This is a genomic window from Synechococcus sp. Cruz-7E5 (assembly GCF_024345995.1).
GTDB lineage: Bacteria > Cyanobacteriota > Cyanobacteriia > PCC-6307 > Cyanobiaceae > Regnicoccus_A.
The window spans coordinates 12876-37936 of sequence record NZ_JAGQCE010000003.1 but is presented as its reverse complement, the minus strand read 5'-3'; the positions used below and the strand labels follow the sequence as shown (position 1 = coordinate 37936).

The 25061-nt window shown below is 65.1% G+C and carries 29 protein-coding genes; 16 read left to right on the top strand and 13 right to left on the bottom strand.

Annotated features, from left to right (window positions below):
* Positions 1-2: 2 nt before the first annotated feature.
* From KBY77_RS05085 to KBY77_RS05045, 9 genes are all read left to right on the top strand, one after another.
* Positions 3-533, top strand: a complete 531-nt coding sequence (locus tag KBY77_RS05085; RefSeq protein ID WP_255102498.1) for a histidine phosphatase family protein — start codon at positions 3-5, stop codon at positions 531-533.
* Positions 534-600: 67 nt separating this feature from the next.
* The gene (locus KBY77_RS05080; protein WP_255102497.1) at positions 601-1791 is read left to right on the top strand and encodes a citrate synthase; all 1191 of its coding nucleotides are present in this window, start codon (positions 601-603) and stop codon (positions 1789-1791) included.
* 93 nt (positions 1792-1884) lie between these two features.
* The gene (gene nuoH, locus KBY77_RS05075) at positions 1885-3003 is read left to right on the top strand and encodes an NADH-quinone oxidoreductase subunit NuoH (RefSeq protein WP_255102702.1); all 1119 of its coding nucleotides are present in this window, start codon (positions 1885-1887) and stop codon (positions 3001-3003) included.
* Between the two features lie 99 nt (positions 3004-3102).
* The gene (ndhI, locus tag KBY77_RS05070; RefSeq protein WP_255102496.1) at positions 3103-3714 is read left to right on the top strand and encodes an NAD(P)H-quinone oxidoreductase subunit I; all 612 of its coding nucleotides are present in this window, start codon (positions 3103-3105) and stop codon (positions 3712-3714) included.
* Positions 3714-4340, top strand: coding sequence for an NADH-quinone oxidoreductase subunit J (locus KBY77_RS05065; RefSeq protein ID WP_255102495.1), 627 nt, complete (start codon positions 3714-3716; stop codon positions 4338-4340). The genes ndhI and KBY77_RS05065 overlap by 1 nt, the downstream gene beginning before the upstream one ends.
* Positions 4341-4342: 2 nt before the next feature.
* A complete protein-coding gene (nuoK, locus tag KBY77_RS05060) occupies positions 4343-4669 on the top strand; it encodes an NADH-quinone oxidoreductase subunit NuoK (protein ID WP_094555889.1) in 327 nt (108 codons plus the stop codon).
* A 54-nt stretch (positions 4670-4723) separates the two neighbouring features.
* Positions 4724-5683, top strand: coding sequence for an NAD(+) kinase (locus KBY77_RS05055; RefSeq protein WP_255102494.1), 960 nt, complete (start codon positions 4724-4726; stop codon positions 5681-5683).
* A gap of 66 nt (positions 5684-5749) precedes the next feature.
* The gene (locus KBY77_RS05050) at positions 5750-6358 is read left to right on the top strand and encodes a CYTH domain-containing protein (RefSeq protein WP_255102493.1); all 609 of its coding nucleotides are present in this window, start codon (positions 5750-5752) and stop codon (positions 6356-6358) included.
* Between the two features lie 48 nt (positions 6359-6406).
* Positions 6407-6592, top strand: a complete 186-nt coding sequence (locus KBY77_RS05045) for a hypothetical protein (protein WP_255102492.1) — start codon at positions 6407-6409, stop codon at positions 6590-6592.
* A gap of 119 nt (positions 6593-6711) precedes the next feature.
* Here KBY77_RS05045 and KBY77_RS05040 read toward each other — a convergent pair whose 3' ends face one another.
* Complete coding sequence (locus KBY77_RS05040; protein ID WP_255093775.1) at positions 6712-6981, bottom strand: LuxR C-terminal-related transcriptional regulator; 270 nt, start codon at positions 6979-6981, stop codon at positions 6712-6714.
* A 78-nt stretch (positions 6982-7059) separates the two neighbouring features.
* Here KBY77_RS05040 and KBY77_RS05035 point away from each other — a divergent pair, with 78 nt between their 5' ends.
* Entirely contained in the window at positions 7060-7980 is a 921-nt protein-coding gene (locus KBY77_RS05035) for a methylenetetrahydrofolate reductase (RefSeq protein ID WP_255102491.1), read from the top strand.
* On the opposite strand, the gene KBY77_RS05030 is transcribed toward KBY77_RS05035, so the two are convergent.
* The 6 genes from KBY77_RS05030 to KBY77_RS05005 all read right to left on the bottom strand — a co-directional run bounded on the left by KBY77_RS05030 (position 7961) and on the right by KBY77_RS05005 (position 15243).
* A complete protein-coding gene (locus tag KBY77_RS05030; protein WP_255093777.1) occupies positions 7961-9145 on the bottom strand; it encodes an NDP-sugar synthase in 1185 nt (394 codons plus the stop codon). The genes KBY77_RS05035 and KBY77_RS05030 overlap by 20 nt on opposite strands.
* 49 nt (positions 9146-9194) lie before the next feature.
* On the bottom strand, positions 9195-10067 hold the full coding sequence (locus KBY77_RS05025) for a segregation/condensation protein A (RefSeq protein WP_255102490.1): 873 nt from the start codon (positions 10065-10067) through the stop codon (positions 9195-9197).
* Between the two features lie 63 nt (positions 10068-10130).
* Entirely contained in the window at positions 10131-10505 is a 375-nt protein-coding gene (locus tag KBY77_RS05020; RefSeq protein WP_255102489.1) for a LapA family protein, read from the bottom strand.
* 92 nt (positions 10506-10597) lie between these two features.
* Positions 10598-12187 carry an NAD(P)H-quinone oxidoreductase subunit 4 gene (locus tag KBY77_RS05015; RefSeq protein WP_399212353.1) on the bottom strand — a complete coding sequence of 530 codons (1590 nt, stop codon included), beginning with the start codon at positions 12185-12187 and terminating at the stop codon, positions 10598-10600.
* 197 nt (positions 12188-12384) lie between these two features.
* The gene (locus tag KBY77_RS05010; RefSeq protein WP_255102487.1) at positions 12385-14406 is read right to left on the bottom strand and encodes an NAD(P)H-quinone oxidoreductase subunit 5; all 2022 of its coding nucleotides are present in this window, start codon (positions 14404-14406) and stop codon (positions 12385-12387) included.
* A gap of 105 nt (positions 14407-14511) precedes the next feature.
* Positions 14512-15243: an NnrU family protein gene (locus KBY77_RS05005; RefSeq protein ID WP_255102701.1), complete on the bottom strand. Its 732-nt coding sequence runs from the start codon at positions 15241-15243 to the stop codon at positions 14512-14514.
* A gap of 184 nt (positions 15244-15427) precedes the next feature.
* On the opposite strand from KBY77_RS05005, the gene KBY77_RS05000 reads away from it, so the two are divergent.
* The gene (locus tag KBY77_RS05000) at positions 15428-16432 is read left to right on the top strand and encodes a LysR family transcriptional regulator (RefSeq protein WP_255102486.1); all 1005 of its coding nucleotides are present in this window, start codon (positions 15428-15430) and stop codon (positions 16430-16432) included.
* Positions 16433-16446: 14 nt separating this feature from the next.
* Here the strand turns inward: KBY77_RS05000 and KBY77_RS04995 are convergent, their stop codons facing one another.
* Both KBY77_RS04995 and KBY77_RS04990 read right to left on the bottom strand, forming a co-directional pair.
* Positions 16447-17193, bottom strand: coding sequence for a DUF3172 domain-containing protein (locus tag KBY77_RS04995; protein WP_399212265.1), 747 nt, complete (start codon positions 17191-17193; stop codon positions 16447-16449).
* A complete protein-coding gene (locus tag KBY77_RS04990; protein ID WP_255102485.1) occupies positions 17190-17540 on the bottom strand; it encodes an NAD(P)H-quinone oxidoreductase subunit M in 351 nt (116 codons plus the stop codon). Before KBY77_RS04990 ends, KBY77_RS04995 begins: the two co-directional genes overlap by 4 nt.
* A 133-nt stretch (positions 17541-17673) precedes the next feature.
* Between KBY77_RS04990 and pds the strand changes: the two genes are divergently transcribed.
* Both pds and KBY77_RS04980 read left to right on the top strand, forming a co-directional pair.
* Positions 17674-19068: a 15-cis-phytoene desaturase gene (gene pds, locus KBY77_RS04985; protein ID WP_255102484.1), complete on the top strand. Its 1395-nt coding sequence runs from the start codon at positions 17674-17676 to the stop codon at positions 19066-19068.
* Between the two features lie 23 nt (positions 19069-19091).
* On the top strand, positions 19092-20003 hold the full coding sequence (locus KBY77_RS04980; RefSeq protein ID WP_399212351.1) for a phytoene synthase: 912 nt from the start codon (positions 19092-19094) through the stop codon (positions 20001-20003).
* Here KBY77_RS04980 and KBY77_RS04975 read toward each other — a convergent pair.
* The 3 genes from KBY77_RS04975 to KBY77_RS04965 all read right to left on the bottom strand — a co-directional run bounded on the left by KBY77_RS04975 (position 19954) and on the right by KBY77_RS04965 (position 22898).
* On the bottom strand, positions 19954-20985 hold the full coding sequence (locus KBY77_RS04975; RefSeq protein ID WP_255102482.1) for an alpha/beta fold hydrolase: 1032 nt from the start codon (positions 20983-20985) through the stop codon (positions 19954-19956). The two genes, KBY77_RS04980 and KBY77_RS04975, sit on opposite strands and share 50 nt — an antisense overlap.
* Before the next feature lie 50 nt (positions 20986-21035).
* On the bottom strand, positions 21036-21467 hold the full coding sequence (locus KBY77_RS04970) for an RNA-binding protein (protein ID WP_255102481.1): 432 nt from the start codon (positions 21465-21467) through the stop codon (positions 21036-21038).
* Positions 21468-21638: 171 nt separating this feature from the next.
* Complete coding sequence (locus tag KBY77_RS04965) at positions 21639-22898, bottom strand: CCA tRNA nucleotidyltransferase (RefSeq protein WP_255102480.1); 1260 nt, start codon at positions 22896-22898, stop codon at positions 21639-21641.
* Between KBY77_RS04965 and KBY77_RS04960 the strand changes: the two genes are divergently transcribed.
* The 3 genes from KBY77_RS04960 to KBY77_RS04950 are packed head-to-tail and all read left to right on the top strand — an operon-like array spanning position 22897 to position 24388.
* Positions 22897-23148, top strand: a complete 252-nt coding sequence (locus KBY77_RS04960) for a Ycf34 family protein (RefSeq protein WP_255102699.1) — start codon at positions 22897-22899, stop codon at positions 23146-23148. The two genes, KBY77_RS04965 and KBY77_RS04960, sit on opposite strands and share 2 nt — an antisense overlap.
* Positions 23145-23804 (top strand): tRNA (adenosine(37)-N6)-threonylcarbamoyltransferase complex dimerization subunit type 1 TsaB, encoded by a 660-nt coding sequence (gene tsaB / locus KBY77_RS04955; protein WP_255102479.1) that lies wholly within the window; start codon positions 23145-23147, stop codon positions 23802-23804. The genes KBY77_RS04960 and tsaB overlap by 4 nt, the downstream gene beginning before the upstream one ends.
* Entirely contained in the window at positions 23804-24388 is a 585-nt protein-coding gene (locus tag KBY77_RS04950) for a YdcF family protein (RefSeq protein WP_255102478.1), read from the top strand. Before tsaB ends, KBY77_RS04950 begins: the two co-directional genes overlap by 1 nt.
* Here the strand turns inward: KBY77_RS04950 and KBY77_RS04945 are convergent.
* Complete coding sequence (locus tag KBY77_RS04945; protein WP_255102698.1) at positions 24303-25034, bottom strand: 1-acyl-sn-glycerol-3-phosphate acyltransferase; 732 nt, start codon at positions 25032-25034, stop codon at positions 24303-24305. The genes KBY77_RS04950 and KBY77_RS04945 overlap by 86 nt on opposite strands.
* Between the last annotated feature and the right edge of the window lie 27 nt (positions 25035-25061).

The window sequence follows — 25061 nt, the reverse complement described above, 5'->3', positions numbered from 1 at the left end:
CCATGGCCACCGTTTCCCTGCTGTTGCTGCGCCATGGCATTGCCGAGGAGCGCCAGGAGCCTGGTCCTGGAGTGCGGTCCGATCGTGAGCGCCCGCTGACGGAACGGGGGCGCCGTCGGACTGCCGCGGTGGTGCGGCGGCTGCTTGAGCTTGACCTGCACTGCGATCAGCTGTTGAGCAGTCCGCTGGTGCGGGCGCTCCAGACAGCCCAGATCGCCCGGGAGGAGGGCCTCTGCGCTGCGTTGGCGATCGCGGCGGAACTCTCCCCCGACGCTGACCCGATGCCTCTGCTGGGGAAGTGGCTGGCGGTGGATGGTCCCCTGGCCGCTGGAGGCCGCCTTGGGCTGGTGGGCCATGAGCCCGATCTAAGTGCACTGGCCGCCCGCCTCTGCGGCGCTCCTCCCGGGGCCTTGTGCCTGAAGAAGGCCGGAGTGGCGTTGCTCGAACTGCCCGCCCCCCGCAGCGTTGGCGAACAGCCGCTTATGGGCAGCGCCTGCCTGCGCCTTCTGCTCAGCCCAGCATGCCTCATCTGAGGGGTGGTCAGCAGGGCTACGGCAGGGGGCGGAGCCTCGGCCTAGCTTCGGATCTGAAGCCGGGATGATGCGGATGGTGGTGGATGCAAACCGGGTTGCGACAGAAGCGGCACCCGTCTTCCGTCCTGGGCTGGAGGGTGTACCGGCGACCCAGTCGGCCATCTGCGACATTGACGGTCTCCAGGGTCTGCTCACCTACCGCGGCTATCCCCTGGAGGAACTGGCTGCCCACAGCACCTTCCTCGAAACCACCCACCTGCTGATCTGGGGTGAGCTACCCACTGTCGAGAGCCTGCGGGCCTTCGAACAGGACGTGCAGATGCATCGGAGGGTGAGCTTCCGGATCCGGGACATGATGAAGTGCTTCCCGGCCAACGGGCACCCCATGGACGCGCTGCAGTCGAGCGCGGCCTCTCTGGGGCTGTTCTATTCCCGCCGTGCCCTGGATGATCCCGGTTACATCGAGGCGGCCGTGGTGCGCCTGATCGCCAAGATCCCCACGATGGTGGCCGCCTTCCAGCTGATCCGTCTGGGCCAGGATCCGATCCAGCCCCGCGATGATCTCGCCTATGCGGCCAATTTTCTCTACATGCTCACCGAGCGTGAGCCCGACCCGTTGGCGGCCCGCATCTTCGATGCCTGCCTGATCCTGCACGCCGAGCACAGCCTCAACGCCAGCACCTTCAGTGCCCGCGTCACTGCCAGCACCCTCACCGATCCCTACGCCGTTGTGGCCTCTGCCGTCGGCACCCTGGCCGGCCCTCTGCACGGCGGTGCCAACGAGGACGTGCTGGCCATGCTCGAGCAGATCGGCAGCGAGGACCGGGCCGAAGCCTGGCTGGATCGGGCCATTGCCGAAAAGCAGAAGATCATGGGTTTCGGGCACCGTGAATACAAGGTCAAGGACCCCCGGGCCGTGATTCTCCAGGGGTTGGCCGAGCAGCTGTTCGACCGTTTTGGGCACGACGCCATGTACGACGTGGCCAGGCGGCTCGAGGAGGTGGCCTCCGAGCGCCTTGGCCCCAAGGGCATCTACCCCAACGTTGACTTCTATTCAGGGCTGGTTTACCGCAAGCTGGGCATCCCCAGGGATCTGTTCACGCCGATCTTCGCGATCGCCCGGGTGGCTGGCTGGCTGGCTCACTGGAAGGAGCAGCTGGGGGCCAACCGCATTTACAGACCCACGCAGATTTATACCGGTTCCAAGCGCAGGAGTTGGTTGCCTCAGGATGCCCGCATTGCCCTGCCAGCCGTTTAAGTTGCCCCCATCTCAGCTCGACGCGGAGTTGTCACGGTGTTGATCGACCCGGCACCAGTCCCCTTGATCACCAGCTGGCCTGACCTTGCTGTGGTGGGCCCTGGTATTGACCTTCAGTCCAGTTTCACCAGCACCCTGGAGGGATTCGGCCTCAGCCAGGGCACGGCCTATCTGCTCTGGCTGCCCCTGCCGATGCTGCTGGTGCTGGTGGCGGCCGTCATCGGCGTGTTGGTCAACGTCTGGCTGGAGCGCAAGATCTCCGCCGCCGTGCAGCAGCGGATCGGCCCTGAATACGCCGGCGCCCTCGGGGTGCTGCAGCCGATGGCCGATGGCCTCAAGCTGCTCTTCAAGGAAGATGTCATCCCCAACCGCGCCGACGGGCTGCTTTTCACCCTCGGTCCGGTGCTCGTGCTGGTGCCGGTGATCCTGTCCTGGCTGGTGGTGCCCTTCGGTCAGAACCTGCTGATCAGTGATGTGGGCATCGGCGTGTTCCTCTGGATCGCCCTCAGCAGCATCCAGCCGATCGGTCTGTTGATGAGCGGCTACGCCAGCAACAACAAGTACTCCCTGCTGGGGGGTCTACGGGCCGCGGCCCAGTCGATCAGTTACGAGATCCCCCTGGCCCTGGCGGTGCTGGCGGTCGTGATGATGAGCAACTCGCTCAGCACCGTCGACATCGTCAACCAGCAGAGCGGAGCCGGCATTCTCAGCTGGAACATCTGGCGCCAGCCGGTGGGCTTCCTGATCTTCTGGATCTGCGCCCTGGCCGAGTGTGAACGGCTCCCCTTCGACCTTCCAGAGGCGGAAGAGGAGCTCGTTGCCGGCTATCAGACCGAATACGCCGGCATGAAGTTCGCCCTCTTCTACCTGGGCAGCTACATCAATCTGGTGCTCTCGGCCCTTCTGGTGGCCGTCCTCTATCTCGGCGGCTGGGGTTTCCCCTTTCCGGTGGAGTGGTTGGCTGCTGCCCTGGGCCAGTCGGTGGACGCCCCTCTGGTGCAGGTGATCACCGGTTCCCTGGGCATCGTCATGACGGTGCTAAAGGCCTACCTTCTGGTATTCATCGCCATCCTGCTGCGCTGGACACTGCCGCGGGTGCGCATCGACCAGCTTCTGGATCTGGGCTGGAAGTTCCTGCTGCCCATCGCCCTGGTCAATCTGCTGGTCACCGCTGCTCTGAAGCTCGCCTTCCCAGCCTTTTTCGGCGGTTGAGAGGCCAGCCGGTCATCATGGGTTCAGCCCCCCGATTCCTGCCCAGCCACAGCTCCAACCCTTCAGCTCCTGTCCACGTTCCACTCCGACTCCTCCTCCATGTTCGGATTCCTGCAAAAGGTCGGTGACTACACCAAGGACGCCCTTGGCGCGGCCAATTACATCACCCAGGGCCTCTCGGTCACTTTTGATCATCTGCGCCGCCGCCCGATCACCGTCCAATACCCTTATGAGAAGCTGATTCCCTCGGAGCGTTACCGCGGCAGGATCCACTACGAATTCGATAAGTGCATCTCCTGCGAGGTCTGTGTGCGGGTGTGCCCAATCAACCTGCCGGTGGTTGATTGGGTGATGAACAAGGAGACAAAGAAGAAAGAGCTGAAAAATTACTCCATTGATTTTGGAGTCTGTATTTTCTGCGGTAATTGCGTGGAGTACTGCCCCACCAACTGCCTCTCCATGACTGAGGAATACGAGCTGGCGGCCTTTGATCGCCACAGTCTCAATTACGACAACGTTGCTCTGGGTCGCCTGCCCACCAGCGTCACCAGTGATCCGGCCGTGATGCCGCTGCGCGAGCTGGCTTACCTGCCCAAGGGTGAGATGGACCCCCATGGGGTCGACCCCTCCAGACCGAGAGCCGGTCAGCTGCCCGAGCAGGTGCAGGCTGAGATGGCTGCCGCAGCGGCCAAGCCCGCGGAGAACGCCTGATGACGATCGCGTCCGTCACCCAGCTCGTCTGCTTCATTGCCCTTTCCCTCACTCTGGTGCTGGGGTCTCTGGGGGTGGTGCTGCTGCCCAACATCGTCTATTCCGCCTTCCTGCTGGCTGGCGTGTTTCTCTCGGTGGCGGGCCTCTATCTGCTGCTGAATGCCAGTTTCGTTGCCGCAGCCCAGGTGCTCGTTTATGTGGGCGCCGTGAATGTGCTGATCCTGTTCGCGATCATGCTCGTGAACAAGAAGGAGGCCATGGCTGAGATCCCCGGCCTGCTTCTCCGACGCGTCCTCTCAGGGGCCGTCTGCCTCGGGCTGTTTTTGTTGATCCTGCGGGTCGATCTCACCACTCCATGGGCAGTCCCGGGGCCCATCCCCCTCGGAGACGACTCCACGGTGCTGATCGGGATCCACCTGTTCAGCGATTATCTCCTGCCCTTTGAGCTGGCCTCTGTGCTGCTGCTGATGGCGATGATCGGAGCGATCGTGCTCGCCCGACGTGATGTGTTCAGCAGCGATGTGATCACGGGCGAAGCTGCGGATCAGGGACTGATCGAAAAAGAGCGCACGCCCCTGCTGCTGGAGAGCACAGCCGGCGAGACCAACCTGCTGGAGAAAGTCTGATCATGCCCGCCACTTCCATCGACATTCCGCTGCAGGCCTACCTGGTGCTTGCAGCCATCCTCTTCTGCACCGGGGTCTGGGGTTTGATCAACAGCCGCAATGCCGTGCGCGTGCTGATGAGCATCGAGCTGATGCTCAATGCCGTGAATATCAACCTCATGGCCTTTTCCAGCTACATCGATGGTCAGCAGATTCGTGGGCAAGTCTTTGCCATTTTTGTGATCACGGTCGCGGCCGCCGAAGCTGCCGTGGGTCTGGCGATCCTGCTCTCTCTCTATCGCAACCGCGAAACTGTCGATATGGAGCGCTTCAACCTGTTGCGTTGGTGAACGGTCCCGCCGCTTACTCACTTCTGAGGCCATTCAGGATTCGCGCTTGATTCCATGCAGCTCCAGAGGGTCTGGCTGATCGTTCGCACAGGCAGCCAGGCCGCCCAGCGTCAGGCTCGCCGCTGCTGTGAAGATCTGCGCTCCCAGGGGGTTCAGGTTTCCGTGGCCAGCAGTGGAGCCAGCTCCAATCCATTTCCGGGCCTGCTGGCCACCGAGCCTTGCCTGCCTGACCTCACTGTGGTGCTGGGCGGGGATGGCACCGTCCTGGGGGCGGCCCGTCACCTCGGCCCGCTGGGGGTGCCGATTCTGAGTTTCAACGTGGGCGGGCACCTCGGCTTCCTCACCCATGAACGCAAGCTCCTGGTGCTCAGCACCACCTCCTCAGACGACAACCTCTGGCAACGGCTGCGCGATGACCGCTTCGCCCTCGAGCGCCGCATGATGCTGGAGGCCTTCGTTGATCGTGGCGACGGAGTTCCGGAAGGGGATGAGCCGGAAGACCCTGCCAGCGATGGGCCCGCCCGGCTGCACCGTGCGCTCAACGATTTTTATTTCCGCCCTTTCCTTGATGAGCTCTCGCCCACCTGCGTGCTTGAGCTGGAGATCGACGGGGAGGTCGTGGACCAGTTTCGCGGCGATGGTTTGATCATCGCCACCTCCACCGGCTCCACTGGATATGCCATGGCGGCTGGAGGGCCGATTCTCCATCCCGGCATCGATGCCATCGTGGTCAATCCGATCTGCCCGATGAGCCTCTCCAGCCGACCGGTGGTGGTGCCACCACGCTCCCAGCTGGCGATCTGGCCGCTGGGTGAGCCGAGCCGGCGGGTGAAGCTCTGGAAGGATGGCGCCCACGCCACGGTGCTGGAGCCGGGGGATCGCTGCGTCGTGCAGCGCTCCGGCCACTGCGCCCTGATGGTGGTTCTGCAGCAGAGCCCCTCCTATTACCGCACCCTCAGCCATAAGCTGCACTGGGCTGGCGACCTTACCTCCTCAGAACCCTCCGCCAACTGAACGGAGCAGCGCCAAGCCGACGGCCCTGGCAGCAGGATGACCTGATCGTCTTGGCTGAGTGGATCGGTGTCTCTGGAGATCGAGCGCCGCTTCCTCGTGGGGGGAACCGGGTGGAGAGAGCACATCCTCTGGCGGCAGCACCTTTGCCAGGGCTATCTGCAGACTTCAGCCGATGGGGTCACCGTGCGGGTGCGCCTGGAGGACAGGCGAACCGATGCGACGGCGACGGCAGGACGGTTGGTGGTTCAGCCTGATCCGGAGCGTTCAGCGGGCTGCTCGGAGGGTGGTGCCAGGGCGTGGCTGACCCTCAAGGCCACCGTCACCGCCATCACCCGGAAGGAGTTCGAGTATGTGATTCCAGCCGACGACGCCCGCCAGCTGCTGGGTCTGGCCGCGGCCAGCCTGAGCAAGGAGCGCTACGGGCTTGATCTGCCTGGCGGAGACTGGGTGCTTGATGTATTCGAAGGAGAGAACGCCCCCCTGGTGGTGGCGGAGGTGGAGCTGGAGCGGGAGGACCAACCCCTGACGCTGCCGTCCTGGTGCGGTCGGGAGATCACCGGTCGTGGGGAGCTCAGCAATGCGGCCCTGGCCAGACGCCCCTGGAGCTCCTGGTCAGAGGCGGCCCGGCAGGAACTGTTGGTGGATAGTCTTTGTAACGACAGCGACATCCGCTAGGATTTCGTTAAGGATTTCTCCTTAATTCCCCCTTCCCCAGCTGCGTCCGTGATTGGCCTCTACGACCACCAAGGCCTTCTCCGCTTCGCCGGCCGCGACAGCGATGATTGCCTCGACTACGCCGATCTGTTCGGGCTCGGACCAGACGGCTATATCCTCCAATCCCTCACGGCCTGCGCTGAGGTGCCACCCCTGCCGAGGGCCCTATCGGTCGCCACGGCCCAGAGTGTCTGATTGGCCAGGGGTGCTGCTCTGATACTGAAAGCATTGATTCTGGATCACTGCTGGATTTTGGAGCGCCATTGAGTGCCCGCACCCCCGGCACCTGCAGGCGTCGCGGCTGAGTCCGGAACTCAGCTTTCAGGGCTGGGTAAATTGCAGCAATTGAAACCATCTCGGCAGATCTTGCCGTTGTCCATCGCCCAGTTCAGCAAGGCGACCCGATTCTTGGCGCCGGTCTTGGTGAAGATATTGCTGACGTGGTTGTCGACCGTTCGCTTGCTGATCATCAGCTCAAGGGCTATCTCTTGATTGGTCAGGCCCGTCGCAACCCGCTCGATGATTTCCAATTCGCGTTCCGAAAGGCTGGAGCGCAGTTGGATGAGATTGTCTCGATCGGACATCCAGACTCCACACCTCCACTGGCCCACTGTAAGCAGCAGCCGTTGACGCATGATGGGCCCTGAGCGATCCCCTGTCCCTTGCTTCTGCGCCAGGCCCTGGAGACCGGTCAGTTCGCGATCACGGCTGAGGTGACCCCGCCGAGGGGAGGCGACCCCAGCCGAACCCTCGCCGTGGCCGCCAAGCTGCGCGGACTGGTCCATGCCGTCAATGTCACCGATGGCAGCAGGGCAGTGATGCGGATGAGCAGCCTCGCCCTCTGCCGCCTGCTCCTTGATGCCGGACTCGAGCCCGTGCTGCAGCTGGCCTGTCGCGACCGTAACCGGATTGCCCTCCAGGCCGATCTGCTCGGAGCCCATGCCCTCGGCATCCGCAATGTGCTCTGCCTCACCGGAGACCCGGTGGGTGCCGGTGATCAGCCAGGCGCCCGGGCCGTCAATGAGCTGGAAGCCGTGCGCCTGCTGCAGTTGGTGGGCCATCTCAACGCTGGCCTCGATCCAGTGGAGGGCCTGCTGCCGGATGGTTCCACGGCCCTGTTCCCAGGGGCTGCGGCCGACCCCCAGTCGAGCAGTTGGAGCGGCCTGCGGGCCAGGGTGGCGCGTAAGCAGGCCGCCGGTGCGTGCTTTCTGCAGACCCAGATGGTGATGAATACAGAAGCCCTGCGCCGCTTCTGCGGGGAGATCAGTGAACCCCTGGGTCTGCCGGTGCTGGCTGGGGTGTTCCTGCTCAAGTCGGCGCGGAACGCGGCCTTCATCAACCGGGTCGTGCCTGGGGCCTCGATTCCCCAGCCGATCATCGACCGGCTCGCGGCTTCAGCGGATCCGGCGGCCGAAGGTGTGGCGATCGCCGCCGAGCAGGTGCGCTCCTACAGCGCCATTGCCCAGGGTGTTCACCTGATGGCCGTGAAGGCGGAGGAGCGCATACCCCTGATCCTGGCTGAGGCCGGTGTTTCGGCTCCTGGGGGATCGCTGCCGATGGACGTCAGTTCTCTCCCACACTGAGGGCAAGGTCCGTGCCAAGCAGATCAGCCATCGCCTTCTGCTGGGGCGAGGGCTGCACCACATCCTGACGGCGCACGTCGGTGATCAGCCAGTCGAGCGAAGCTTCCTGCAGGTCGAAGTGGTCGCCGTTGCGATCCACGCAGTAGCGGCCGAACACCAGCTTCTCCACCAGACGTACGCCGGCACCGATGCGGGAGTAATCGAAGATGATCGAGTTGTCGATCGTGGCGCCTTCACAGATGTGGCAGCTCGGTCCGATCATCGCCGGCCCCACGATCGTCACCCCAGGATCGATGCGGGTCATGCCCCCCACATAGATGGGCCCGGTCACGTTGATCTTGTCCCAGTCGGCGGCCACGTTCAGACCCGTAAAGATCCCAGGCCGCACTTCCCGGCCTGGCACCTGCACCTGACGCACTTCGCCCTTGAGCACGCTGCGGATCGCCTGCCAGTAGTCGGGCACCTTGCCGATGTCCACCCACTCGAAATCCATCGGCAGGGCGTAGAAGGGGGCTCCTGCAGCCACCAGCCGGGGGAAGAGATCGGCACCGATGTCGAAGGGAACGCCGGCAGGGATGTGTTCGAGAACCTCGGGTTCGAAGATGTAGATGCCGGTGTTGATCATGTCGCTGGCGGCCTCCTGGATGGAGGGCTTCTCCTGGAAGCTCAGCACCCGGCTGTCCTGATCGGTGACCACCACGCCGTAACTGCTCACCTGGTCCTTGGGCACCTGCTTGGTGACCAGGGAGGCCATTGCGCCTTTCTCCTTGTGGCGGCGCACAGCCTCGGTGAGATCGAGGTCGATCAGGGCATCGCCGCAGAGCACCACGAAGGTGTCGTCGAAAAATGGTTGAAAGGTCTGGATTTTCTTGAGGCCGCCAGCGGAACCAAGGGCTGCGCCGATCAGTTCGCCGTCTTCGATGCGCCCTTCGAAGCTGTAGGCGATCTCCACGCCGAAGCGCTGGCCATCTCTGAAGTAGTTCTCGATCTCCTCGGCCAGGTGTGAAACATTGACCATCACTTCGGTGAACCCGTGCTCACGAAGCAGCTCAAGCAGAAACTCCATAACGGGTTTCTGCAGGATCGGGATCATCGGTTTGGGGATCGTGTGGGTGATGGGCTGCACCCGAGTTCCCTTTCCGGCCGCGAGAATCATGGCCTTCATGGGCACCTGTCCGCTTCTGATCAGACTTTGGGCAGCCTAAACAAGACCCTCAGGCGGCCTGTGCTTGCCGAGCCGGAGCCGGAGCTGGCCCCAGTCCCTGAGGCTGGGCGGAGGTCAGCCTGCCCACTCCTTCCAGGCAACCCCTGAGGAAGAGGGGCCCGAACAGATCACCACCCTGCTGCAGGTCGATCCTGCCCTGGGAGCAGAGGAAGAGCAGGGCCCAGAAAACCCCCACCCGGTCCTGGTCCAGATCCGCCGGTGCGGCCTCGGCCCAGGCTTCCACCAGCACCTCGAAGTTCACCCAGTCGCTGGCGGCGTGCCACTCCAGGAGGAAGTGGCTGAGGGCTGCGGTGGTTTCGGGAAGTTTCTCGCGGTGGGCCAGGGCCGCCACCTGCTCGATCGCCGCCCGCTCGCTGTAGCGACGTCCGCGTTGTCTGGTTCGCCCGCTCGCTTCCCCCTGCTCCAGCCGCTCGGCGATGTCCTCCAGCTGGCGGATCAGTTCCCCCAGTGTGACGGGGCGCTGCAGCGGCGGTGGAGCCACGGCCCGCCGCAGCAGGTGACGTTCCGGCCGGCGCGGCAGCTGGAAGGAGAGCAGCTCAAAGGAGTCGGCGCCATCCTCATCGATGCTGAAGGCCTCCAGCTCCGGCTCCGGTGGCAGGGTCTGTTGCTCGAGGATCTCGGCCTTCAGGCTCACCAGCACAGAAGCGGCCAGGAACGCCTCGCTGGTGGCGGCCAGATCGCTCTCGAAGCTGCCCCCCTCACCGGGCCGGCTCACCAGCCGGGGGGCGCCGATCCGCTGGCGCAACTGGTCCAGGAAGCCGTCGACCACGGCAATGACATCGACGTCCCAGGGGTCAATCTCGCCACGCTCGGCGGCATCCTGAAGCAGGCGAATCGCCAGCCTGGCGCCTGCATCAGCCAAGTTCTTTCCACGTCTGCCGGAAACGTACCCCGCCTGGGGTCCGAGGGCCAGCCGGGCCCTGGTTCAGATTTCGTCAGGCTCGAGCTCTGGGCTCGGAGCTGAACTCTGACCGGCGGCCGGCAGCAGGCTCAGCTGCGCATCGACAGTGGCCCGGTAGCGCTGGATGTCTGCTTCCAGCTCCTGGATCCGCACCTGCTGGGCCTCCAGCTCGCCCTGCTCCTGCAGCTCCTCCACCTTCTTGACGACGCCGGTCCAGACGGCGAACACCCAGGCGGAGGTGGCACCGATGCCTCCCACCACCAGCATCATCGCCGCCAGGGGCAAGGTGGCGCTCACCCCGGGCAGAAAGTGCACCGTGGTGGCGGTGGTGTTCTCCAGGGTGAACATCACCGTGGCCAGGCCAAAGCTGAAGATCAGCAGGAAGTTCAGCTGACGCATGGTTCGAGACGCTTGATGCGAGGCGAAAGGGTGAAGGCTGGAGCAGGGGGGGATGGGCGGTCGGTATTCCGCAGAGTTTCGTAACCCCTCGCTCAGGGCAGCAGCGGCGCCACCAACAGGGGCTGATGGGCCTCCACGCCAGGGCCGATCAGGGCCAGGGGAGGGTTCTGACGGATCAGGCCCTGGCGTCCGGCTGGAATCATGCGGGCCATGGAGGCCTCTTCCCGTTGCACCAGGGCCTCGATCGAGGCGCGGTAGCTGTCGGTCATCAGGCGCGGATAGAGACCGATGCCGATGATCGGCACCAGCAGGCAGGAGATGACGTAGATCTCACGCGGTTCGGCGTCGACCAGCTTGGTGTGGGAGGCCAGCTCGGTGTTCTCCTTGCCGAAGAAGATCTCCCGCAGCATCGAGAGCAGGTAGATCGGGGTGAGGATCACCCCAACGGCCGCCAGGACCGCCATCACGATGCGGAAGCTGAGCGAGTAGGCCTCGCTGGTGGCGAAGCCCACGAACACCATCAGCTCGGAGACGAAGCCGCTCATGCCAGGCAGGGCAAGGGAGGCCAGGGAGCAGACCGTCCAGAGGGCGAACATCTTGCGCATCTTCTGGCCCACGCCGCCCATCTCATCGAGCTGGAGGGTGTGGGTGCGGTCGTAGGTGGCCCCCACCAGGAAGAACAAGCTGGCGCCGATCAGGCCATGGCTGACCATCTGCAACATGGCGCCGCTGGTGCCGAGGGCGGAGAAGCTGCCGATACCGATCAGCACGAAGCCCATGTGACTGATCGAGCTGTAGGCAATCTTGCGCTTGAGGTTGCGCTGGGCGAAGGAGGTGAGCGCCGCGTAAATGATGTTCACCACCCCCAGCACCACCAGCAGGGGGGCGAACTGGGCGTGGGCGTCGGGGAGCAGCTGCACGTTGAAGCGCAGCAGGGCATAGCCCCCCATCTTCAGCAGGATGCCCGCAAGGAGCATGTGTACCGGCGCCGTTGCTTCGCCGTGGGCATCGGGGAGCCACGTGTGCAGCGGCACGATCGGCAGCTTGACGCCGAAGGCGATCAGCAGACCGGCGTAGGCCAGCAGCTGGAAGCGGGTGCCGAATTCCTTGGCCGCCAGGGTGGTGTATTCGAAGCTGGGGGTGCCACCGCCGTGGAATCCCATCGCCAGGGCAGCCAGCAGAATGAACACCGAGCCACCTGCGGTGTAGAGGATGAATTTGGTGGCAGCGTACTGGCGCTTCTTGGCGCCCCAGATCGCCAGCAGCAGGTAGACCGGCAGCAGCTCCAGCTCCCAGGACAGGAAGAAAAGGAGCATGTCCTGCACCGCGAAGACGGCGATCTGGCCCCCATCCATGGCCAGAATCAGGAAATAGAACAGGCGTGGCTTGAAGGTGACTGGCCAGGCCGCGAGCACAGCCAGGGCTGTGATGAAGCTGGTGAGCAGGATCAGGGGCATCGAGAGCCCGTCGGCCCCCACCGACCAGGCCAGGCCCAGATCGGGCACCCACTCCACCCGCTCGATCAACTGCAGACCGGCCACCGAGGGGTCGTAGCCGTTGAGATAGGCCCCGGCGGTGACCAGGAAGGTGACCAGGGCGACGCCGAGGGCGTACCAGCGGATCGTCTTGCCGTCGCCTGGATCGGGAATGAAGGGGATCAGCAGAGCCGCGGCGATCGGCATCAGGATCGAAACGCTCAGCCAGGGAAAGACGGTGGCAGGTGCGTCGCTCAAGGCACCAAGGGCGCCCGTGGCAACGGCAGGATCGAGCGGCACGGGGGCAGGGATGAGGTCTGGGCGGAGTGTAGAAATACCTGCTGCTCAGGCCGCTCCCAGATAAGGGTTGAAACACACAGAGCCAGGTGGTCTGCCGGCCTGGCTCAGAAACTGCTGAACAGCACAACCAGAGCGATCACGCCGCCGAACACGATCAGGGCATAGAACTGGGCCCGGCCGGTTTCGAAATACTTGAGGCCTTCACCGCTGCCCAGGGTCAGCAGGCCGGTGAGGTTCACCACCCCATCCACCACCTTGGCGTCCACTTCCAGCACCTGACGGGCCAGCTTGCGGCTGCCCTGAACGAACAGCTTGTCGTTGAGGTCGTCGAGGTACCACTTGTTGGCCAGGAAGGCGTTGAGGCTGGGGAAGCGGGCGGCCACCAAGCTGGCCAGATCCAGCTTGTGGAGGGAGTAGGCCAGCACCGCAATGGTGATTCCGGTGATCGAGATCGCCACCGACGCACCTGCAAGGGGCAGGAATTCAGCCCAGGAGAAGTGCTCAGCCATTTCGGCGGCTTCCTGGGGATCAAGCAGGCCGGCGAAGCGGCTGTGCCAAGGGGTTCCCAGCAGGCCGATCAGGGCCGACGGAACCGCCAGCACCGCGAGCGGCAAGGCCATCTGCCAGCCGGACTCGTGCGGGTGGCTGGCGTGGTGACCATGGCTGGCGCCATCGCCCTCCCCATCCGAGCCCGGGGCGACCTTGCCGGCGTCCTTGAGCAGCTGGGCCTGGACGGCCGCGTCGTTGCCGCGGAACTCGCCCTCGAAGGTCAGGAAGTAAAGCCTGAACATGTAGAAGGCCGTCATGCCGGCGGTGAGAAAGCCCACAACCCAGAGCACTGGATAGCTGTTGAAGGCCTGGCCTAAAATCTCGTCCTTGCTCCAGAAGCCTGCCAGTGGCGGAATGCCGCTGATGGCCACACAGCCGATCAGGAAGGTGATCGCCGTCACGGGCATGAACTGACGTAGGCCGCCCATCAGGCGCATGTCCTGGGCCAGCACCGGCTCATGGCCCACCACCTCCTCCATGGCATGGATCACCGAGCCGGAGCCAAGGAACAGCATCGCCTTGAAGAAGGCGTGGGTGACCAGGTGGAACATGCCGGCGACCGGGGCGCCGCAGCCCATGGCCAGCATCATGTAACCCAGCTGGCTGACGGTGCTGTACGCCAGGCCCTTCTTCAGATCCATCTGGGTGAGGGCAATCGAAGCACCCAGGAAGCAGGTGATGGTGCCCACCACGGCGATCACCAGCTGGACCTGGGGGAAGGGGGCATAGACAGGTTGCAGCCGGGCCACCAGGAACACTCCCGCCGCCACCATCGTGGCGGCATGAATCAGGGCGGAGATGGGGGTGGGACCCTCCATGGCATCCGGCAGCCAAACGTGCAGGGGGAACTGGGCCGACTTGGCCATCGGTCCCATGAACACCAGCAGGCAGAGCAGCACCGCAGCTCCATTGGAGAGGCTGCCGCCAGCCACGGCGTCCGCCAGGCGTGAGCCGATCTCCTCGAAGCCGAAGGAGCCTGTGGCCCAGAACAGCCCGAGAATGCCAAGCAGCAGGCCGAAGTCTCCGACCCGGTTCACCACGAAGGCCTTCTGGGCGGCATTGGCGGCACCATCACGGTCGTACCAGAAGCCCACCAGCAGGTAGGAGCACATCCCCACCAGCTCCCAGAACACGTAGATCTCAAGCAGGTTCGGGCTGATCACCAGGCCCAGCATCGAGCTGCTGAAGAGCGCCAGATAGGTGAAAAAGCGCACATAGCCCTTGTCGTGGGCCATGTAGCCATCGGAGTACACCATCACCAGCAGGGCGATGGTGGTGACAAGCGAGAGCATCACAGCCCCGAGCGCATCCACCCGGAAGCCCATCTGCAGATTGAAACTGCCCGCGCTGGCCCAGTCGAAGAGCACTTCAGTGGCGGGAGCCCCAGCCAGCTGCTCCGCCAGCACAGCGAAACTGAGCACGGCGGCCGCTCCGACGCAGCTGATCAGGAGCAGGGCCACCGGCTTGCGCAGCCGGTTGACGGTTCGATTGAAGCTGATCAGGCCGAGGCCGGTGATGGCCGCCCCAGCCAGGGGCAGCACGGGGATCAACCAGGCAAGTTCGGCAGCCGACGTCATCCAGCTCAGGGTGCGGGCCACTGGAGTGTAAGCAGCCTGCCCTGGCGGGTTCGGGCTGTGTGTTGGACCGCGATCAGGGGTCCTGACCAGGCACCTTGGGCGTCCTCAGCCCAGCAAGCGACCCAGGGGTCCCGCCAGAAACGCCTCTGACGCCAGCCCCAGGAAGCGGTGGCTCCACCAGATCAGACCGATGGCGATGGCGATCCCCAGCTGGGCTGGCCGCAGGAATTCCGCCCAGACCAGCTGCTGGCGGCCGTCGAGCACGGCGCGGAAGGGGATCACGGAGGTGCTGGCGCGCAGCTCCTCGAATGCCTCCCCGAAGCGGGCCCGCAGCCGTCGGTCGCCATGCCAGACCGCGAAAAGGTGGTGGCCGATCAGGCCCGCGCAGGTGACCAGCATGAAGCTGCTGCCGATCCAGAGCAGGTGGGTGGCGCACCAGAGCACCTGCCCCACCGCCTGGGGATGGCGGCTGATGCGGATGATCCCGCTGGCGTAGAGGCGAACCCGGGGCTTCAGCAATGCCGGGATCTCCAGCAGGTTGTAGGTGGCTGGATAGAGAAAAAAGAAGCTGATGGCCGTGCCCACCCAGACCAGGGGGATCAGCCCGGGGGTGCCCTGGACGTTCCACAGCCGTACTCCCTCGTAGCGGTGGGCGATGAAATAGCCCACCACCACCACGGCCGCCGGGATGCTCACGGCCGCGAACAGCAGGCGCCACAGCCGGGCCCCGACGAGCTGCTCAGCCCGGACCCGTAGGGCCGCACCGCCGCTGTGGAGCAAAGCGAACCCCACCAGCAGGGCGAACATCACCAGGCTGGAGCGGTGCTCCGGCGCCATGGCGCCGAGTCCGGTGGTGAACAGGGCGAAGCTGGGCGGAGACGGGGCCAAGAAGCCGGAGCGGAAGCGGTGATTCTGGCGGAGGTGTCATTCCATCCCGCTCAGGGATCTCAGGCCCCGGGGTTCACGAGTTTCCCCTTTAGAGTTTCCACTCCCAGCCGGAGCAAGGCCCAGGGCCCATCCCATGGCTGATCTGCCCTTCACCCTCGATCAGCTGCGCATCCTGCGCGCCATCTCCAGCGAGGGCAGCTTCAAGAAGGCTGCCGACAGCCTGTACGTCACCCAGCCAGCGGTCAGCCTCCAGATCCAGAACCTGGAGAAGCAGCTTGATGTCTCCCTGTTCGACCGGGGTGGCCGCAAGGCGCAGCTCACCGAAGCCGGCCATCTCCTGCTCAGCTATTGCGACCGGATCCTGAGCCAGTGCCAGGAGGCCTGCCGCGCCCTCGACGACCTTCACAATCTGCGCGGTGGCTCGTTGATCGTGGGGGCCAGCCAGACCACGGGCACTTATCTGATGCCCCGCATGATCGGGCTGTTCCGCCAGAAATATCCCGATGTTTCGGTGCAGCTCCAGGTGCACAGCACCCGTCGCACCAGCTGGAGCGTGGCCAACGGTCAGATCGATCTGGCGATCATCGGCGGCGAGTTGCCCAGCGAACTGGTCGATCTGCTGCAGGTGGTGCCTTACACCAACGATGAACTGGTGCTGGTGCTGCCGGTGAAACACCCCCTGGCACGTCTGCCCGAGCTCAACAAGGACGATCTCTACCGCCTCGGCTTCGTCTGCCTCGATGCCCAGTCGACCACCCGCAAGATGGTGGATCAGCTGTTGGCGCGCTCTGGTTTGGAGGTGCAGCGCCTCAAGATCGAGATGGAGCTCAACTCCTTCGAGGCGATCAAGAACGCCGTTCAGTCTGGTCTCGGTGCCGCTTTCCTGCCGGTGGTCTCGATCGAGCGCGAACTGGCCACGGGCAGCTTGCACCGCCTGAGCGTCTCTGATCTGCACGTGCGTCGTCAGCTCAAGTTGATCACCCATCCCGCCCGCTATTGCTCGAGGGCCTCAGAGGCCTTCCGCCGCGAAGTTCTGCCGTTGTTCGCCAGCCCCGACAGTCCCCTGCGCCAGCCCGCGGCACGGCCCGCGACCACTCCGCTTCAGGACGCTGTGGTCCAGGCGGCCACGGCCTCCTGAAGCGGAGGCCCCGATCAGAACTGGCCGGCTTCGGGAGTGATCCCGGTGGCGTCGTCGGCGGTGCCGGCAATGCCCCTGGTCTGGAACTTGTTTCCGCTGATATCAGTCTGATAGACGCAGCGCACGATGGGTTTGTCGCGGATCGAGCCGATGTAGGCGAAGGTGTTCATGCGCTGCTTGCACTGACGCATCTGCTCGGAGGTGACGGCACCCTCCTTCTGGAGCACGCTCCAGTTTTCCCGCCGGATCACGCAGCCCGGCTGCAGGGTGGGCTGAGTCACGAAGCTGCTGCTGGGGTTCATCGTGGTGTACAGCTCGACGTCCATCACGAAGGCGCTGGCCCCCCACTGCTTGCAGAACTCGGGATCTGGCACTGCCAGATCCAGCTGTTGGCTGCTGGCGATGTTGCCCTGGTTGCCGGGAGTGTTGCTCGAGAGGGCCGTGCCGATGCCGATGCCCAGTACCAACACGCCGGCAAGAACGGCGATGGTGCCCACATTCAGCTGAATGGGACTGCCAGCACCCCCGCCGCCGCCGGATCCACCACCGCCTCCCGGCCCCCCGTTGCCCCCGCCCCCGCCTTGCTCGGCTGTCCGCCGTCCCCGGGGCAAGCGGTCGTAGGTCTCGTAGGGATCGCGTCCCTCTGCTGCTGGCACTGAGCGGGACTCGCTGCCTCGGCCATAGCCGCCGCGGGCGGCATCCCCACGGCTGTTGTCGTTCCAGCCGGCGCGGCCACCTCGGTCGTAACGGGAGCGGGTCAAGCGGCCTCCGGCGTGCGGGGCAGGCCCATCGAGTAATTGAGCACGCGGGCTTCGGGGTTGTAGCGCAGCTCGCCGGCCTGCAGCAGCTGGCGGATGAAGCCTTCGAGCTCCGAGCCGATACGGCGCAGGTTGTATTCGCTCAGGTCGTGGCCGGCGCTGGCGGACACCAGCTCGCGAAAGCGCTGCTGGACCTTGCCGAGAACAGGAGCGTCCCAGAGGAATTCGTTGTCGGGATCGAGATCAAGGGTCAGCTGGCTGGGATCAGCGATCAGCTGACCGTCCTCCACCCGGGCGGTGAACACCCGCACATGGCGGGTGGTGGACTTGAGCAGGCTGGCATCGACCATGGTTGGGGGTCGTGGGCAGGCAGGCGCCCCACGTTCCCGGACTTTAGGAACCCCAGTCGCCTCTGGGATGGCGCACGGGGCGCCGTTGCCAGCGGCAACCCTTTTATGGTTGCTGTTGACTTTTCGTTTTCCCATGCGCGTCGCCATCGCTGGAGCAGGCCTGGCCGGTCTCTCCTGCGCCAAATACCTCAGCGATGCAGGCCACACGCCCGTGGTGGTCGAGGCGTGCGATGTGCTCGGCGGCAAGGTGGCCGCTTGGCAGGACGAGGACGGCGACTGGTACGAAACCGGCCTGCATATTTTCTTCGGGGCTTACCCCAACATGCTGCAGCTCTTCGCCGAGCTGGGCATCGAAGACCGTCTGCAGTGGAAAGACCACGCAATGATCTTCAATCAAAAGGATTCACCAGGCAACTACAGCCGCTTCGACTTCCCCGACCTGCCGGCACCTCTGAATGGCGTGGCAGCGATTCTCGGCAATAACGACATGCTGAGCTGGCCGGAGAAGATCCAGTTTGGCCTGGGGCTTGTGCCGGCGATGTTGCGTGGGCAGAATTATGTTGAAGAGTGCGATAAGTATTCCTGGTCGGAGTGGCTTGAGCTTCACAACATTCCCAAGCGGGTCAATGATGAAGTGTTCATCGCCATGAGTAAGGCTTTGAATTTCATCAACCCTGATGAGATCTCCAGCACGGTTATCCTCACGGCTCTGAACCGGTTTCTACAGGAGAAAAACGGCTCGAAGATGGCTTTTCTTGATGGCAATCCGCCTCAGCGGCTCTGTGAGCCGATCGTGGAGTGGGTCCGGGCTCATGGAGGTGAGGTGCACCTCAACAGTCCCCTGCGCCAGATCGAGCTTGCTGAGGACGGCAGTGTTTCCGGCTTTCGTCTGGCCGGCCTGCAGGGGCAGGAGCCCCGCCTGCTGCAAGCTGACGCATACGTCAGTGCTCTGCCGGTGGATCCGCTCAAGCTGCTGCTGCCCGAGCCGTGGAAGCAGCTTCCTTTCTTCGAGAAGCTTGAGGGCCTCCGGGGGGTGCCGGTGATCAATATTCACCTCTGGTTCGACCGCAAGCTCACCGAGATCGATCACCTGTTGTTCAGCCGCTCCGATCTGCTCAGCGTCTATGCCGACATGAGCAACACCTGTCGGGAGTATGCCGATCCCGACCGCTCGATGCTGGAGCTTGTCTTCGCCCCGGCCGAGGAGTGGATCGGTCGCAGCGATGAGGCGATCGTGGAGGCCACCATCGCCGAGCTGCGGCGGCTGTTCCCGGATCACTTCACCGGTGACGACCAGGCCCAGCTCCGCAAGGCACGGGTTGTGAAGACACCGCTCTCCGTCTACAAGACGGTGCCAGGCTGCCAGCAGCTGCGACCGACGCAGGACACGCCGATTGCCAATTTCTTCATGGCCGGTGACTACACCATGCAGCGCTACCTCGCTTCGATGGAGGGCGCTGTGCTGAGCGGCAAGCTCTGTGCTGAGGCCGTCAGCCACAGCCAGGCCATCGCTCCCCTGGCGGTGTGACGGTGCTGGCTGCCTCCACTACGGTGCCTTGCCCTTCCCTGCCGACGTTGGAGGAGGCCTACCAGTCCTGCCGCCAGGAAACAGCTCAGTGGGCCAAGACCTTCTATCTCGGCACTCTGCTGATGCCGCCGGCGAAGCGGCGGGCGATCTGGGCGATCTACGTCTGGTGTCGTCGCACCGATGAGCTGATGGACAGTCCCCAGGCTCAGGCCCTGCCGGTGGAGTGTCTGGCCGAGAGGCTTGATCGCTGGGAAGAGCGCACTCGCTCGCTCTTCAATGGAAAGGTGCAGGATGCCCTCGACCTGGTGATGGTCGACACTCTCCAGCGCTATCCCCAGCCGCTGCAGCCCTACCTCGACATGATCGAGGGGCAGAGGATGGATCTGCAGCGGCACCGCTACGCACGCTTCGAGGACCTTGAGCTTTACTGCTATCGGGTGGCGGGCACGGTGGGTCTGATGACGCAGGAAGTGATGGGCCTGGATCCCGCCTACACCTCAGCCCCCTGGAGCGAGCGTCCGGACACCTCCGGCGCGGCCGTGGCTCTTGGCATCGCCAACCAGCTCACGAACATCCTGCGGGATGTGGGCGAAGACCGCGCCCGCGGGCGGATCTACTTACCTCTGGAGGACCTCGAACGCTTCGGTTACTCCGAGGCCGATCTGCTTGCGGGCACCCTCAACGACAACTGGCGAGCCCTGATGGACTTTCAGCTGCGGCGGGCCCGCCAGTGGTTTGCCCGCTCGGAAGCGGGAGTGCGCTGGCTCTCAGCCGATGCCCGCTGGCCGGTGTGGGCTTCCCTGCGGCTGTACCGGGGCATCCTTGCTGTGATCGAGCGGCTCGACTACGACGTGTTCAGCCATCGGGCCTACGTGCCCCGCCCGCTCAAGCTGCTCGATCTTCCCTGTTCTTTTGTGATCGCTCAGTCGCGCTGAGCCACTCGATCAGGATCGGGTTCACCAGTTGTGGGGCTTCGTCGTGGGGACAGTGACCCAGCCCCGGCAGCAGCCGCAGCTCACGGATGCAGCTGAACTGCTCCGCCCATTTACTGGCTTCAGTGGGATTTTCCCAGGGATCCTGCTCGCCCCAGATCATGCGCACCGGCAGGGAGCCCAGCCGGGCAAGGATCTCCGGGGCAAGGTGATCGTCGAACAGGTTGACAAACCCGCGGAAGCTCTCCGGGGCTCCGGGATCGGTGCTGGGGCGAAAAAGCAGCTCCACCAGCGCGTCATCGACGTTGGCGCCGCTGGGATAGGCCATGGCCAGGACCCGCCGGATGAAGCCGGGCCGCGCCAGGGTGCGGAACAGGGGGGCGATAAGCCAGCGCTGGCGCACCAGTTGCTTGATCAGGGGGCGGCCGGCCCGCTGGGGCCAGGGCAGCAGTGCCACCCGTTTCTCGTCGAGAGTGCGCTGGGCACAATCGATCAGAATCACCTGGCGCAGGGGCAGGCCGCGAGCGATCAACAGCTCACTGGCTCTCAGGGCCACCACACCGCCGATGGAGTTCCCCACCAGCTGCAGGCTTGGCACCGCGAACGACTGGTCGATGCAGGCGCTGGCCAGGATCCAGGCGGCGAAGTCGGCTACCTGCTCCGCCCAGAGATCGAAGCCGTAGCTGACGGACCCTGCCCTGGCTGCTTCCCCACTCAAGAGGGAGGTGGGCTTGTCGCTGGATCCGAATCCCAGCAGGTCGATGGCGTATGTGGGAAAGTGCTTCCCCAGCTCGGGCAGGTTGTGGCGCCAGTGGCCACTGGATGCCCCGAAGCCGTGGATCAGCACCACAACGGCTTGAGCCGAATCCCGGGATGGAGTGTCTTCTGAGCCCGATCCCGGGGTCTGACTGGTGAAGCCGATCGAGTGACCCCGCCAGCACCAGTACTGGAGCGGGCGGGGATCAGCAACAGCTGGTTCAGTCACACACCAGGCCTGAGGGGAGCAAAAGGGGGTTCCCGGCTCAGACGGCAGCCTCAGACGGCGGCAGTCTGGTTGGCCAGGAGGGACTTGAGTTTGGACAGCTCGCCGGCCCAGCGTGGATCGGGGGCGCCTTCAGTGATGTCATCGCTGTGTACCACCTTGTTGACGGCCTTACGGGCCACGGTGGAGGTGGCGCCACCGCTACGGCGGTCGGTGCTGGGGGCGGCAGTGCGGGAATCGCGTCGCTCGGAGCGCTCGATGCGCAGGCTGTTGCCACCGAAATCGCGGCCGTTGAGCTGCTCGATCACCACATCAGCCAGCTTCTCGTCGTCGACGTTGGCGAAGCCGAAACCGCGGCAGGCGCCAGTATCGCGGTCCTGAACGGTCTTGAAGCGAACGCCTTCACCCACGGCGGTGAACAGATCGGTCAGTTCCTTGTCATCGAAGCTCTGCGGCAGGTTGCCGACGTAAAGACGAACGCTCATGAAACGAGGGGAGGAATGGGAATGTTGGACCGATGGCGGAGTGTTGATCGATGAACAGGTTGGTCTGGAGAGCCATTGGCTCGGAAATCCCTTGACGAAACCTCTGACGATCAGCCGATGCTCACGGGCGGTGTCAGGCTGTGGATGAATGCCTTTTCACTATCAAGTAAATCATGCCGTGGTTCGCTCAAGCCAGAGCCTGGCCTGGCGCAGGGCTGCCTGTCGGCCCTGGATGCGGCCGTAGGCGGCCTCGTGCGTGAGATGGGCGAGCAGCTCCCCCAGCTGCCTGGACGGGCTCAGTCCCAGGTGGTCCTGCAGGCTGCGGCCATCAATCGGTGGACGGGGATGAAACAACGGATCCTGGGTATTACGCCAGCGCGCTAACCAGTCCGCCGCCAGGTTGGCTGGAAAAAACAGCAGCAGGGCCGGAAGATCCTCCTCCAGCTGCTGATGCAGGCTCAGTCGCTCCGCCTCGCCCAGGCGCTGCAGCCCGGAGGCGGCGCCCTCGGCATTGTCGAGCAGCCGTAGCAACCAGTGCCGCAACCGTTCGCAGCGCTGCTGCAACTGACGGCTGCTGCGCAAGCGCTCCAGGGACGCGGCATCAAAAACCCTCGCCAGTCGGGCCAGGGGCAGGGCCCGGGCTGCTTCCGCGGTGGTCAGCTCCAGCTCCAGCTCTGGTTGCCAGACCGGGTACGGACCGCTCGAGCGCCAGGGATCGAGCAGGCCGTAGCTGAGAGCCTCCCCCAGGCCCTTCCCGCCGCTGGGGGCCTGCACCAGCTTCTCCAGTTCCTGCAGCACCCGCTCCGGTGCCACCTCGCTGATCCGGCCGTGGTGCCGCTCGATCCAGCCGCGGGTGCGGGGCTCCAGGCGAAAGCCCAGCTCCGCGGCCAGGCGCACTCCTCGCAGCATCCGCAGGGGATCGTCAAGCAGGTTCGCTTCCCGCACCGCCACCAGTTCTCCTCCCACCAGGTCACCCAGACCACCTGTGGGATCCATCAGCTCGGAACCTGGCGCCAGCGGCAGGGCCAGGGCATTCAGTCTGAAGTCCCTTCTCCAGAGATCACTCTCCAGGTCGTCCCCCACCTGTCGGGCCAGGTCAAGGCTCCAGCCGCGCAGCACCAGCCGGGCGATGGAGCGCTCGGCATCAAGTACCACGACGCGGCCGCCATGGCGGCGACTCAGGCTGTTGCAGAGGGCGAGTGCGTCCCCGGGCACCACCAGGTCCAGATCGGGCTGAGGTCCAAGGCGCCCCAGCAGTCCATCGCGCACGGCGCCCCCCACCAGGGCTGTGCCAGTGGGGAAGGAGTCCGGGGGCCACGGCCAGTCCTCGACGGCCAGGGCCTGGCGCAGCACGGCAGTGGCCGCAGCCCTGCGCCCCTCAGGGGAGCAGGCCCACTTCAGAATGGGGTAAGTGGAGGGCTCCGGCGGCATGTGCATCTGCGTCGACTGCCACTGGGTGGAGCGCTGTCAGGCCTATCACGCGGTGGAACGGCAGCACGGTGTGGAGCACCTCAGTGCAGATCCGGACCTGTGTCCCACGGCCCCCCGCATCCACGTGCAAGTCATCAGCCTGGAGGGCGCTCGGGTGGGGGTTGAGTGGGATGTGCGGGCCTGCGGCAGCTTCCAGTCGGACCCGGGCCGCTGGAGTCGCCTGCGCCCGGGTGAAGTGGTGCCGGCATGAGCACTGTCGCCCCCTCATGGCTGCTGGCGCTGCACAGCACCAGCGACGAGCTTGGGCTGGGCCTCGCCCCCCTGTTGTTGTCCTCTGCTCCTGGGACCCTGGCCCCGCCGAGCCCCCGCATCACCAGCCATCCCCTGGGCCGGCGGCTCTCCAACGATCTGCTGGCCTGTGTCGAGCAGCTGCTGCCGGCTCACCAGTGGCGTGAGCTGGGGCGTCTGGCCGTGGCCACGGGTCCTGGGGGGTTTACCGGCACCCGAGTGACCGTGGTTTTCGCCCGCACCCTGGCCCAGCAGCTGGCGCTGCCACTGGATGGATTCAGCAGCTTCCTGCTGATCGCCCAGCGCCTGCGTCAGCGCGCCGAAGTGAGCGATCAGCCCTTCTGGCTGTTGCAGGAGCTTCCCCGTCGCGGCATTGTGGCTGGTTGCTACGCCGCGGACGAGTGGGCACTGGGGGGAATGGCCGAGCGGGAGTCCCCGCGCCTGTTCGGACAGCTGGCCGATCTGCCGCCAGGCGCTCGGCTGGAGGCTCGGGTCGATCCGGCGGCCGACGTGGCCCAGTTATTGCGGCTGAGTGGGCTGGCGGCGGCGGCGGAATCCGCGGCTCCCTGGGCCAGCGTGCTGCCCCTGTATCCCACCAGTCCGGTAGGGCAGCCCTGATGCGACGGCTGCTGATGCTGGCGCTGCTGGCCGGCTCTCTGGTGCTGGTCGGCCGCGGATGGCTGCTGCCCAGTCTCGGCCAGCCTCAGTTGATCCTGGTGCTGGGTGGCGATATCGAGCGGGAGAAGCTGGCCGGTCGGCTGGCCCATCGTGACGGTCTGCCCCTGCTGGTGAGTGGTGGCAGCAATCCTGAATATGCCCAGTGGCTGTTCAGTCAGGAGGGGCTTGATCGCCGCCAGTTTCGGCTCGATTACCGAGCCCGCGACACCCTCGGTAACTTCACCACCGTCGTGGATGACCTCAAGCGACTGGGGATCCACCATGTGTTGCTGGTCACCAGCAGCGATCACATGGACCGGGCCCTCCTGGTGGGACGGATTGTGGCCGGCAGTCGCGGCATCCACCTCACCCCGGTGGCCGTGCCCTGCGGGGACGGCTGCCTGCCGGAGGGGCGCCGCAAGGTCTGGGGCGATGGCCTCCGGGCCGCTGCCTGGGTGGTCACCGGTCGGGATCTGCGCTCGTGGGCGGCAGGGCAGCTGGAGCCCGCGCTGGGGCCAGCAGGCCCTGGTCAAGGAGCGCGTTGATCTGCTCTTGACAGGCGGCGGTGGTGGCCAGCAGGTCGACGCGGCGACGGGAGGCGGGTGGCGGGATGATCTGGCCGATGCGGATGTGGATCGGCACCAGCCTTGGGGTGCTCTGACCCGTCCCGAGGGCCCGGTGACTGTTGATGATCGCCACCGGCAGGAGAGGAACCCCGGCCCGTGCCGCCAGCAGGGCGGCCCCAGGCTGCGGCTGGTTCACGCGCCCATCCGACTGACGGGTGCCGTCGATGAAGACTCCGGTGGCCCAGCCCTCGAGCAGGCGGTCGGTGGCGATGCGGATTGCCTCCCGGTCGCTGGCACCACGGGAGACGGGATAGGCCCCGCAGGCCCTGATGATGGGCCCCAGCAGAGGCACCCGGAACAGTTCGGCCTTGGCCATGAAGGCCACCGGACGCCCCAGGGCGTGCCCCAGCAGAGGCGGGTCGAGGTGCGAGCCGTGGTTAGCGACCACCACAAGGGCTCCATCCAAGGGCACCTGGTCGTTGCCGCTGGTACGCCCCCTGAACAGCAGCCGGAACACCGGAAATACCAGCAGGTAGCTGATCAGGCGGTATGTGAGGCTTGGCCTGGGCGTCAGCAGGGCCGGGGGGTCAACCCGGCGGCGCCGGCCGCGGCGGCGGGGCGCGATCGGCCCGTTGGCCGGGAGACCCTTCCC